Source organism: Streptomyces bullii, from assembly GCF_042657145.1.
Taxonomy (GTDB): domain Bacteria; phylum Actinomycetota; class Actinomycetes; order Streptomycetales; family Streptomycetaceae; genus Streptomyces; species Streptomyces bullii.
This window is the reverse complement of record NZ_JBHSNY010000038.1, coordinates 1-2222: the sequence shown is the minus strand read 5'-3', so window position 1 is coordinate 2222 and position 2222 is coordinate 1. Positions and strand designations below refer to the sequence as shown.

General features: G+C 65.1%; 2 protein-coding genes and 1 pseudogene. 1 reads left to right on the top strand and 2 read right to left on the bottom strand.

The window, feature by feature from the left end:
• Nucleotides 1-171 precede the first annotated feature (171 nt).
• Nucleotides 172-1028 (bottom strand): annotated as a pseudogene (locus tag ACFPZJ_RS39750) (IS5 family transposase).
• Nucleotides 1029-1034: 6 nt separating this feature from the next.
• Here ACFPZJ_RS39750 and ACFPZJ_RS39745 point away from each other — a divergent pair.
• The gene (locus ACFPZJ_RS39745; RefSeq protein WP_381031956.1) at nt 1035-1499 is read left to right on the top strand and encodes a DUF6193 family natural product biosynthesis protein; all 465 of its coding nucleotides are present in this window, start codon (nt 1035-1037) and stop codon (nt 1497-1499) included.
• A gap of 224 nt (nt 1500-1723) precedes the next feature.
• On the opposite strand, the gene ACFPZJ_RS39740 is transcribed toward ACFPZJ_RS39745, so the two are convergent.
• Nucleotides 1724-2222 (bottom strand): transposase (locus tag ACFPZJ_RS39740; RefSeq protein WP_381031954.1); only part of this gene is annotated, 499 nt, incomplete at its 5' end.

Sequence of the window (2222 nt, the reverse complement as noted above, 5' to 3'; positions counted from 1 at the left end):
GTACCTCACGATCACCGTGCCGACGCCGACCGCCGCCTTGAGGCCGGGTCGGCGCCTCTGGCACCACCCGCTGGAACAGTTCCCACAACTCGTCCGGCACCAGCCGCTCAACGATCCTCACCACAACGGCAGCCTACCCAGCCAAATGAGATGACTTGTTAGGGTTCGTCTTCAAACGGATCTTGCCCAAAGCAGGAACGACGCCAGACTGGCCGCCGCTTCGTAGGAGGTGGCGGTCTTGTCGTATCTAGTGGCGATGCCACGGAAGCCTTTGAGCTGGTTGAAGCAGCGTTCGACGACGTTGCGGCGACGGTAGATCTGCCGATCGAATGCCGGCGGCCGGCCGCCTTGGCGGCGCGGTTGTGTCGGGTGTCGCTGTTGGTCGGCCTTCTCGGGGATGGTGTGGCCGATCCCGCGTTTGCGCAGGTAGGCGCGGAATGCGCGAGAGCTGTACGCCTTGTCTGCGATCAGGTGGTCGGGACGACAGCGCGGACGGCCAGGGCCGAGGCGTGGGACGCGGATGCATTCCAGCAGCGGTTGCACGCAGATACCGTCATGACGTTGGCCGGGAGTGACCAGGAGGGCCAGCGGCCTGCCTCGGCCGTCGCAGGCGAGGTGGATCTTGGTGGTCAGACCTCCGCGTGAACGACCGAGGGCGTGATCGTCCGGTTCGTCCGGCTGATGGGTCCCCCTTTTCGGCCTGTGGCGGCGGCATGCTGATGAGCTCGCACGATGGTGGAATCGATCTGGACGAGCCAGTCGATGTCACCGGCCGCATCAGCCTGGGCCTGGATCTGCTGAAGGGCCCGGGCGAAGACACCGCTCAACGCGTAGCGACGGAAGCGGGTGTAGACCGTTTGTCATGGTCCGTAGGGGTCGGGCAGATCACGCCACGGCAGGCCGGTGCGTATCTTGTAGATTATCCCGTTGATGACCTGCCGGTCATCCACACTCGGTCGGCCGGTGACGGCCCGCGGTATGAGCGGAGCGAGCAAATCCCACTCCTGGTCACTGAGTTCGTGTCGCATCTGACCATGATTTGCCAGGGAGTGATCTTTGATGACGGGCAGCAGTGCCCGCACAATCACGGCATGATCAATACTGTTGAAGCAGCCTGGCACAAAATCCTCACCACAGCCGACGAACCTCGCGGACCGGAAGGATCGCCGCTTGCCGCTCCGTTTGCCGAGCTGGTGCTGGTGGCGCATGCAGAGCCGCTGCTTCGCCAGCTCTACCCATGGGCCGGTATGTGGGAGCTGCACTTCAGCAGGTGCACGAAGATCCGCCACACCTGGGATATCCCCTACATCGGCGCCCTAAGAGACGGCCGGTACTACGTCGAAGGGCCGAGCCGAATCAGCCCGCGGATCGCCGAGACGGACAGCGCGCAAGCTGCAGTAGCGATGGTCGTCGATCGTCTGCCATCACACTGCGGCCCGGCCTTCATTGGCAACGCGGAGGAACTGGCCGCCTACGAGAGAGCGCGGGACAACAGGTAGATACGAGCCGCCGACTTCGCGTCGGCAGCTCAGTAGGCACCTTTGAAGACGGGCCCTAGTACTCCAGTTGCAGTTCGCTATCTCTGCTGGTCAGAGGCACCTTCTTGAGTCTGTTCGGCTGCCGTGGCGTCAGGTGCCGGAAGTTCGTGACCTCCACCGTGACGGCGACGGTAGTGGCAGCGTCGTGCGGTTGCCTGGTGGCGGCGCCGCCACCCAGCACCAGCTCAGCGCGTGATCGGCTTTCCGCCGGTGTGTGGGTTGGGGACGGTGAACTGCCAGGAGCCGCCGGACTTCTGCCACGGTGAGGGGTGCAAGGGCACAGGAACCGTTTCTGCGACCCCCCTTGCCGTCGTCGCGGTGGCGGACATGGCCGCGAGGTAGGCGTGGGTCAGCATGGCGAGGGCGATGTGCCGGTACCAGCCCGGATAACGTCGGACCTCGTACTGGTCCAGGCCGCATTCGTTCTTCGCGCTCTGGAAGCACTCCTCGATCGCCCACCGGCTGCCGGCTATCCGGGCCAGCTCAGGAACCGCTGTGCCGGCGGGTGCGTAGGCGAGGTAGTAGGCGACCTCTTCCAGGCGGGCGAGGCTGCGGCGGGCCAGGACGTAACCGACGCCGGCTTCCTCCAGCATCCGCCGCAGCCGCCATTCCTGGCCATAGGCCGAGTCTGCAGTCACCCAGGCGATGGGCAGTGGCGAGGCCAGGGCCCGCTGGATCATGGCT

Bases quoted from the DNA above. Each gene is read 5' to 3' on its own strand.
- ACFPZJ_RS39745 (WP_381031956.1), top strand. From the start codon at position 1,035: ATGATTTGCCAGGGAGTGATCTTTGATGACGGGCAGCAGTGCCCGCAC.